This window comes from Catenulispora pinistramenti, from assembly GCF_018274385.1.
Classification (GTDB): domain Bacteria; phylum Actinomycetota; class Actinomycetes; order Streptomycetales; family Catenulisporaceae; genus Catenulispora; species Catenulispora pinistramenti.
Genome location: NZ_JAAFYZ010000337.1, coordinates 1 through 7,651, shown reverse-complemented (window position 1 = coordinate 7,651; position 7,651 = coordinate 1). Strand labels below are relative to the sequence as shown.

At 71.3% G+C, this 7,651-nt stretch carries 8 protein-coding genes and 1 pseudogene; 7 read left to right on the top strand and 2 right to left on the bottom strand.

The genetic code is table 11. From position 1 onward, the window contains the following. Positions 1 to 358, bottom strand: a pseudogene (locus tag KGQ19_RS45975) (SAM-dependent methyltransferase); the annotation flags it as partial. Between the two features lie 91 nt (positions 359 to 449). On the opposite strand from KGQ19_RS45975, the gene KGQ19_RS52415 reads away from it, so the two are divergent. Both KGQ19_RS52415 and KGQ19_RS45965 read left to right on the top strand, forming a co-directional pair. Further along, positions 450 to 1,757: a sensor histidine kinase gene (locus tag KGQ19_RS52415; protein WP_212021485.1), complete on the top strand. Its 1,308-nt coding sequence runs from the start codon at positions 450 to 452 to the stop codon at positions 1,755 to 1,757. Between the two features lie 2 nt (positions 1,758 to 1,759). Continuing rightward, positions 1,760 to 2,464 carry a response regulator gene (locus KGQ19_RS45965; protein WP_212021489.1) on the top strand — a complete coding sequence of 235 codons (705 nt, stop codon included), beginning with the start codon at positions 1,760 to 1,762 and terminating at the stop codon, positions 2,462 to 2,464. An 18-nt stretch (positions 2,465 to 2,482) separates the two neighbouring features. On the opposite strand, the gene KGQ19_RS45960 is transcribed toward KGQ19_RS45965, so the two are convergent. After that, the gene (locus tag KGQ19_RS45960) at positions 2,483 to 3,913 is read right to left on the bottom strand and encodes an NCS2 family permease (RefSeq protein WP_230420464.1); all 1,431 of its coding nucleotides are present in this window, start codon (positions 3,911 to 3,913) and stop codon (positions 2,483 to 2,485) included. Between the two features lie 47 nt (positions 3,914 to 3,960). Here KGQ19_RS45960 and KGQ19_RS45955 point away from each other — a divergent pair, with 47 nt between their 5' ends. The 5 genes from KGQ19_RS45955 to KGQ19_RS45935 form a co-directional block, all read left to right on the top strand. After that, positions 3,961 to 4,488: a DUF2530 domain-containing protein gene (locus tag KGQ19_RS45955; RefSeq protein ID WP_268908234.1), complete on the top strand. Its 528-nt coding sequence runs from the start codon at positions 3,961 to 3,963 to the stop codon at positions 4,486 to 4,488. Positions 4,489 to 4,587: 99 nt separating this feature from the next. Further along, on the top strand, positions 4,588 to 5,166 hold the full coding sequence (locus KGQ19_RS45950) for a DUF2617 family protein (protein ID WP_212021481.1): 579 nt from the start codon (positions 4,588 to 4,590) through the stop codon (positions 5,164 to 5,166). Further along, complete coding sequence (locus tag KGQ19_RS45945; protein ID WP_212021479.1) at positions 5,163 to 5,927, top strand: SDR family NAD(P)-dependent oxidoreductase; 765 nt, start codon at positions 5,163 to 5,165, stop codon at positions 5,925 to 5,927. The genes KGQ19_RS45950 and KGQ19_RS45945 overlap by 4 nt, the downstream gene beginning before the upstream one ends. A gap of 73 nt (positions 5,928 to 6,000) precedes the next feature. Further along, positions 6,001 to 6,810, top strand: coding sequence for an SRPBCC family protein (locus tag KGQ19_RS45940; RefSeq protein ID WP_212021477.1), 810 nt, complete (start codon positions 6,001 to 6,003; stop codon positions 6,808 to 6,810). 139 nt (positions 6,811 to 6,949) lie between these two features. Beyond that, positions 6,950 to 7,651, top strand: a 702-nt coding sequence (locus KGQ19_RS45935; protein ID WP_212021475.1) for a FadR/GntR family transcriptional regulator, incomplete at its 3' end; no start/stop codon positions are given.

Here is a 7,651-nt window from a genome sequence, read left to right as displayed (position 1 = left end):
CCCCGGCCCACTCCACCGCCTCCGGCAACCCCTCCGGCCGCGGCCCCAGATCCACCGCCACCACCCGCAGCCGCCCGGCCGCCTCCGGCGCCTCGGCCGCCAGCCACGCCACCACCCCGGCCGCCAACTCCCCGCGCCCGGCCGCCATGTCGACGAAGTCCAGCCGCCCCGGCGCGCCCAGCCGCTCGTCCACCCGCAGCAGCAGCCGGCCCACGGCCTCGGCGAACACCGGGTTGTGTGCGGAGGTCCGGAAGTGCGCCGCGGGCCCGGCGCCGGGCCGCCGGTAGAAGCCGTCCGGGCCGTAAAGGGCCCGTTCCATCGCCGTGCGCCACGTCGCCCATTCCGTCACGGCCGCCACGCTACCGCCCAGCTCATGCGACCTGAGGATGACCGGCGGATCATCCCTCGGCGTCATGTCCGGTCGGCCGGGCGGCGCCTACGCTGAAAGCGTGTCCCGCGTCTACGCCTGGATTCAGCGCCACCCGAAGCTGATCGACAGTATCCCGGCCGCCTTCCTGCTGGTGGTCGGCCTGGCCTCGCTGATGGCTTCGGATCATCCCGGCCGGGCGGCGCGGTGGCTGGTCGCGCCGCTGGTGGTGGCCGCGACGGTACCGCTGATCTTCCGGCGCCGGTGGCCGCGCGGCACGTTCGCGGTGGCCGCGGTGGCGGGCTTCCTCAGCTTCTTCGCCGAGGCGGCGGCCTTCAACGCCGCCGACTTCGCGTACCTGATCTACCTCTATACGGTCGCCGCCTACTGCCAGCGCCGCTGGTCGATGCCGGCGATGGGCCTGGTCTGGGTCGGCGGGCTGATCCAGTTCCAGCTGCTGCACATGTTCGACGACCAGACGGCGACCTGCGGCCAGCTCGAGCCCTCGCAGGCGCGGGAGTGTTACCAGGGCGGGGCGCCGTACAACCACACCGGGCACTTCAACTGGGTCACCTTCGTGTTCGTCGCCGTCCTGATCGGCGGCCTGGTCGGCCTGGCCTGGGTGGCCGGCGACTCCATGCGGTACCGCCGCGAGTACTACGTGCGCCTGGAGGACCGCGCGCAGCGGCTGGAGCGCGAGCGGGACGCGCAGGCCCAGATAGCCGCCGCCGCCGAGCGCGCCCGCATCGCCCGCGAGCTGCACGACGTGGTCGCGCACAACGTCTCGGTCATGGTGGTGCAGGCCGACGGCGCCACCTATGCCCTGGACCAGGACCCGGAGGCGGCGCGCAAGGCGCTGCTGGCGATCTCCCAGACCGGCCGCACCGCCCTGACCGAGATGCGCCGGATGCTCGGGGTGCTGCGCTCGGCCGACGACGCGGGCACCTACGTCCCGCAGCCCGGCATCGAGCAGCTCGGCGACCTGCTGGAGCAGGTGCGCTCCAGCGGGCTGCAGGTGGCGCTGACCGTCGAGGGGGTGCCGCGGGAGATGCCGACCGGCCTGGCGCTGGCGGTCTACCGGATCGTGCAGGAGTCGCTGACCAACACCCGCAAGCACGGCGGCCCGCAGGTGAAGGCCTCGGTGGCGCTCATATACACCGACGACTGCCTGGTGCTGCGCATCGTCGACAACGGCCGCGGCGCCGAGGCCCCGGGCGACGGCATGGGGCACGGCCTGGTCGGCATGCGCGAGCGGGTCTCGGTCTTCGGCGGGACACTCGTCACCGGCCCGCACGTCTCCGGCGGCTACGCTGTGGAGGCGATCCTGCCGTTCGCCGGCCCGGAGTCCGCCGACCGGAGCGAACCGCAGGCCGAATCCCAGGAGTCGTGACGTTGAGCCAGACCGCGCCGGAACCGCCGACCGAGACCGACGCCCCCGTCCGCATCGTCCTGGTCGACGACCAGGAACTGCTGCGCACCGGCTTCCGCATGGTCCTGAACAGCCAGCCCGACATGGCCGTGGTCGGCGAGGCCGGCGACGGCCAGGCCGCCCTGGACCTGCTGGCCACCCTCGAGGCCGACGTGGTCCTGATGGACGTCCGCATGCCCCGCCTCGACGGCGTCGCCGCCACCCGCGAACTCGTGGTGCGCGGCGAGCGCCCCCGGGTCCTGATGCTCACCACCTTCGACCTCGACGAGTACGCCTTCGCGGCGCTGAAGGCCGGCGCCAGCGGCTTCCTGCTGAAGGACGTCCCACCCCCGGACCTGCTGGCCGCGATCCGCGCGGTCCACAGCGGCGAGGCGGTGGTGGCGCCGTCCACCACCCGCCGCCTCCTCGACAAGTTCGCCCCGATGCTCCCCTCGGAGAGCGAGCCGGCGCCCCCGGAACTGAACGTGCTCACCGACCGCGAGCACGAGGTGCTGCTGCTGGTCGCGCAGGGGATGTCGAACGCGGAGATCGCGGGCAAGCTGTTCCTGTCCGAGGCGACGGTGAAGACCCACGTCGGTCGGATACTGATGAAGCTCGGGCTGCGGGACCGGGTGCAGGCCGTGGTGCTGGCTTACGAGACCGGGCTGGTGAAGGCGCGGGGGCGGTAGCGCTCCCGCGCCGTTCGCCTACTCGATCCCCAGCGCCTGCTTGATCGGATCCAGCGCGAAGTACACCACGAAGAACACCCCCACAATCCACATCAGCCAGTTCACCTCGCGCGCCTTGCCCAGCACCACCTTCAGCACGCAGAACAGGATGAACCCGGCCCCGATGCCGTTGGTGATGCTGTACGTGAACGGCATCAGCGCGATCGTCAGGAACGCCGGGACCGCGATCTCCCAGTCGTCCCAGTTGATGTCCTTGGCCTGGGTCATCATCAGGAACCCGACCGCGACCAGCGCGGGCGCCGCCGCCTGGGACGGCACGATGGTCAGTACCGGGGTCAGGAAGGCCGCCAGGAACAGCAGGCCGCCGGTGACGATGTTCGCCAGTCCCGTGCGCGCGCCCTCGCCGACGCCGGCCGCCGACTCCACGAAGCAGGTGTTCGACGACGCCGAGCCCGCGCCGCCGGCCGAGGCCGCCAGGCCGTCGATGAACAGCACGCGGCCGATGTTGGGGAGCCGGCCGTCGGCCTCCAGCAGGCCGGCCTCGCCGCTGATGCCGATGATGGTGCCCATCGCGTCGAAGAAGTCGGCGAGGATCAGCGTGAAGACGAAGACGATCGCGGTCATGACGCCGGCGTGGTGGAAGCCGCCGAACAGGCTGAACTTGCCCAGCAGGCCGAAGTCCGGGTGCGCCACCACGCCGTGCGGGACCTTCGGGGCGATGGTGCCCCAGGCCGCGTCCGGGACCTTGGCGATCTTGTTCACCACGATCGCCAGCACCGTGGTGCCGACGATCGAGATCAGCAGGCCGCCGGGGACCTTGCGGACCAGCAGGCACAGGGTGAGCAGGACGCCGATGCAGAACACGAACATCGGCCAGCCCTTGAGCGTGCCGCCGGTGCCGAGGGTGACCGGGGTGCCGTCGCCCTTGCCGACGAAACCGGCGTCGACCAGGCCGATGAAGGCGACGAACAGGCCGATGCCGACGCCGATCGCCTTCTTCAGGGCCAGCGGGATGGCGTCCATGATCTTCTGCCGCAGCCCGGTGACCACCAGCAGGCAGATGCCCAGGCCCTCCAGGACCACCAGGCCCATCGCGTCCGGCCAGGACATGGTCGGGGCCAGGGTGAAGGCCACCACCCCGTTCAGCCCGAGCCCGGCGGCGATGGCCAGCGGCAGGTTCCCGCCGATGCCCATGATCAGCGTCATCACCCCGGCCACCACCGCGGTCGAGGTCACCAGCTGGGTGTGGCTCAGGACGTGGCCGAACTTGTCCTTCGGGCCGGACAGGATGATCGGGTTCAGCACCAGGATGTAGGCCATGGTGAAGAACGTGGCCAGGCCGCCGCGGACCTCGCGGACGTAGGTCGATCCCCGCTCGTGCACCTTGAACGCGCGTTCCAGAACGCCCACCCCGCCGGGACCGCCGTCGCTTCCCGTCTGAACTGACAACTGCCACTCCTCGCCTGGAGATCTCGGACCGCCGATATCCTGTCCACATGACAACCCAGGGCCGCAGGCGCAGAGCGGAGGAACCGGAGGGCACGCCGGAGCGTGACTCTTCCGGTCGCACCGCCCAACGAGGCCGCGCCGGCCGGCCGAATCTGGAGCCGATGCAGATCAACGAGGCAAAGGTTATCTGGATCGGCATCGGCCTGTGGGCTGCTGCGTTCGTCATCTTGTTACCTTTTCGTTCCACTCTGATTTCCGACGGCCACGGTTGGTGGCTCTACACCTGCCTGGCCGGGGCCGGGCTGGGCATGCTGGGCCTGCCGATGGTCGGGCGGCGCAAGGCCGTGATGCACCGGGAGACCGAGCACGGCCGGCAGATGGAGCACGAGGGGGGCGGCGTCGCCCGGGAGCGCAACGGCGGCGGGCGAGACAACGGCAACAGCAACGGACGCGACAACGGACCGGACGTCGGCGGCCGCGAGAGCGGCGGTCGGGGCCGGGGCGGCCGAGACAAGAGCCTCGACAAGAGCCGCGAGAAGAGTCGAGACAAGGGCCGCGGCCGGGGTCGCCGCTGATCCGGGGCCCGCGCCGGACCATTCGTCAGTCAGCTGATCAAATCGTCGGACCATAGGCTTTCTTCGTGACCTTGGCCGCGTGCGAGTCGTTGATCAGGCATGATCGCTCCCTTATCGGTCCCCTATAGGGACGTCCGCGCCTCGGAGCTGTCGTGGTCCCTGGAGGCCCCCGACCAACCCCCCTTACACACCGGCCTCCATCCGGTCGGTCCGCTCGACGTCGAGGTCCGCATCCTCGGCGCCTCGCATCAGATCCTGGTCCGCACCGCCGACCTCGGCAGCCTGGTCTGCCGGGAGACGGTGGCCTGCCGCGAGGCCGCCCCGGGTCCGCTGCCGATAGCCATAGAGCGCGAACTCGACGACGGCTACCACTACGAGGTGCGGTGCGAGGTCCGCGAGGTGGCCGCCGAGTACTTCCCGGCCTGGGCCGGCGCGCTGCGCGACTACGCCGACGCCCTGCCCGGCGCCACGATCGCGGTGTTCCCGGAGATCCCCGACGCCGTGACCGCGGTCGTCGTGGAGCCGCTGCCGGCCCGGCTGGCCGGGGTGCTGTGGCGCAGCTGGCACACGTATCCGCACGCCGGGGGCGGTGGCGACGTCGTCGCCACCAGGACGGTCCTGCACCGGGCACCCCCCTCTGGTGGCGCCGGAGGGGGCATGCCAGGCTTGAGGCCATGACGACGGCCTTGATTACCGGGGCGACGGCCGGCATCGGTGCCGCGTTCGCCCGCCGTTTCGCGGCGGCCCGCTATGACCTGGTGCTCGTGGCCCGCAACTCCGAGCGCCTGGAGAGCGCCGCCACCGAGCTCAGCCTGCTGGGCGCGGGCAAGGTCGAGGTACTGCCCGCCGATCTGGCCACCGTGGACGGCCGGGCGCTGGTCGAGGACCGGCTGGCCGATCCGCTGCGCGGGGTCGACGTCCTGGTCAACAACGCCGGCTTCGGCCAGGGCAGTGCCTTCCTGTCGCATCCCGTCGAGGACGAGGAGGCGATGCTGGACGTCATGGTGCGCGCGGTGCTGCGGCTGACCCGCGCCGCGCTGCCGGGCATGATCGAGCGCGGCAAGGGCGCGATCATCAACGTGTCGTCGGTGGCCGGCTTCGTCCCGCGCGGCACCTACAGCTCGGCCAAGGCCTGGGTCACCAACTTCAGCGAGTCCATCGCCGCCGAGGTGCACGGCACCGGCGTGCGGGTGGTCGCGGTCTGCCCGGGCTTCACCCACACCGAGTTCCACGAGCGCGCCGACATCGACACCGCCGACGTCCCGGGGTGGATGTGGCTCCAGGCCGACGAGATCGTCGAGGGCGCCCTGCGCGACCTGCGGCGGGGCCTGGCGGTCAGCGTGCCGAGCATGCAGTACAAGGCCATCACCGCGGTGGCCAAGCTGGTCCCGCGCAATCTGGTCACCAAGGTCAGCCGCGGGATGTCCAAGCGCTGGTAACGTGCCACCAGGCACGCGGTCCGCTCCGATGGCGGAAGCGCGGGTGACTTCCCGGCAAGGGGGTGGGTACGCGATGGCGTTCGAGGTCGAGGTGCCAGTGCGGCACCGGACTATGTGGCTGGCGTTCACCGATCCCGAGAAGATGGCCCGGGCCGTGCCCGGGCTGACCGTCGACGCGGTGCACACGGTGCCCCCGGCCGACGGCCCCGAGGGGGTCGCCGGGGACGTGGTCGCCGGACGGCTGAAGCTGCGGGTCGGGGCCGGCGGGGCCGGCGCCACCATCACCTACCGCGGCACCGCGTGCATAGCGGGAGCCGAGGCGCACAACGGGACGCTGGACATTGCCGTGGACGCCGCGCAGGCGCGGGGCGACGGCGCGCTGGCCGGGTATCTACGGGTCACGCTGGGCCCGGCCGGGGACGCGGGGGAGCGGACCGTCATCTCGGTGGTGCCGGAGTTGGAGCTCTCTGGGCGCGCTTTGGAGTTCGGGCGCGCGGACTGGCACGAGGCCGTCGAGACGTTGGGCGCAGCGTGGATCGAGACGCTGGCCGCCGAATTCCGGGATGCCGTGGAAGCCGTGGAAGCAGAGGAAGCCAGCCAAGCTGACGAAGTCGCGGCACCCGCTGTAGTGGAATCGCTGTCAAATAAATCCGGGGAATCGGAATCGGAGAAGATCACCAATCCTCCGGTCGTTCCCGCGGCGTCGCCGGCTCTCGACGAATCGCTTTCCGACGACCCGCTGGCGGCGGTCTGGAGCGGCCGATACGAGAAGAACCGCTGGCTCCCGCTGATCACGGCTCTGACATTGTTCCTGCTGATCAAGCGTCGCCGCCGCCACCGCGCCGACAAGGCGGGCGCGGATTCATCATTTAGGATGGAATAGCCCTCAGATAGCTGCCTTGAGTAGACCTCGGCTCGTACATTGGCGCGCAAGTCGGTACATCACACCGGATGCCTGGACGCCGGGCGGACCCCGCGCGACGGCCAGTGACGCAGCAGCACGATCGAGGAGCACCAGCAGCATGTACGTCGAGGGATGGAACGTCCACCGGGTCATCCGGCCCGCCCGCCTCGCCAACGCCGTCGTCGAGCGGTTGCTGCTCCGCATACTGGAAGGCGAGTTCCCGCCGGGCACGGATCTGCCCCCGGAGGCGGCGCTCGCGGCCGAGTTCGCGGTCAGCCGCACCATTCTGCGCGAGGCGCTGAAGGCGCTGGAGGAGAAGCGCGTCCTGCGCATCCGCCACGGCCGCGGCACCACGGTCCGGCCCAAGGCCGAGTGGAACCTGCTCGACCCGCTGGTCCTGACCGTGCAGCTGGAGTACGAATCCTCTCCAGAGCTGGTCGCGGAGCTCGGCGAGGTCCGCACGGCCCTGCTGACGCTGATGGCCGAGCTGGCCGCCCGCCGCATCCACCCGCCGCAGCGCGAACAGCTGGCCGCGGCCCTGGAGCGCATGCGGGCCGCGACCGAGGAGCCGGGGCCCTTCCACGAGGCGGCCCAGGTCTTCACCCGGACCCTGGCCGAGGCGGCGGGCAACGAGGTGGCGCGCTGCGTCATCGAGACCATCGACGTCCCCTACGGCGGCCAGGAGGACAACCAGGCCAAGCTCACGGAGACGATGAAGCTCCGCCTGATGCTGGCCGAGGCGGTCCACGCCACGGTCGCCGCGGGCCCGGGCGCCCCGGCCGGCTCACTGCCGGCCCAGGCCCCGGCCACCGCACAGACG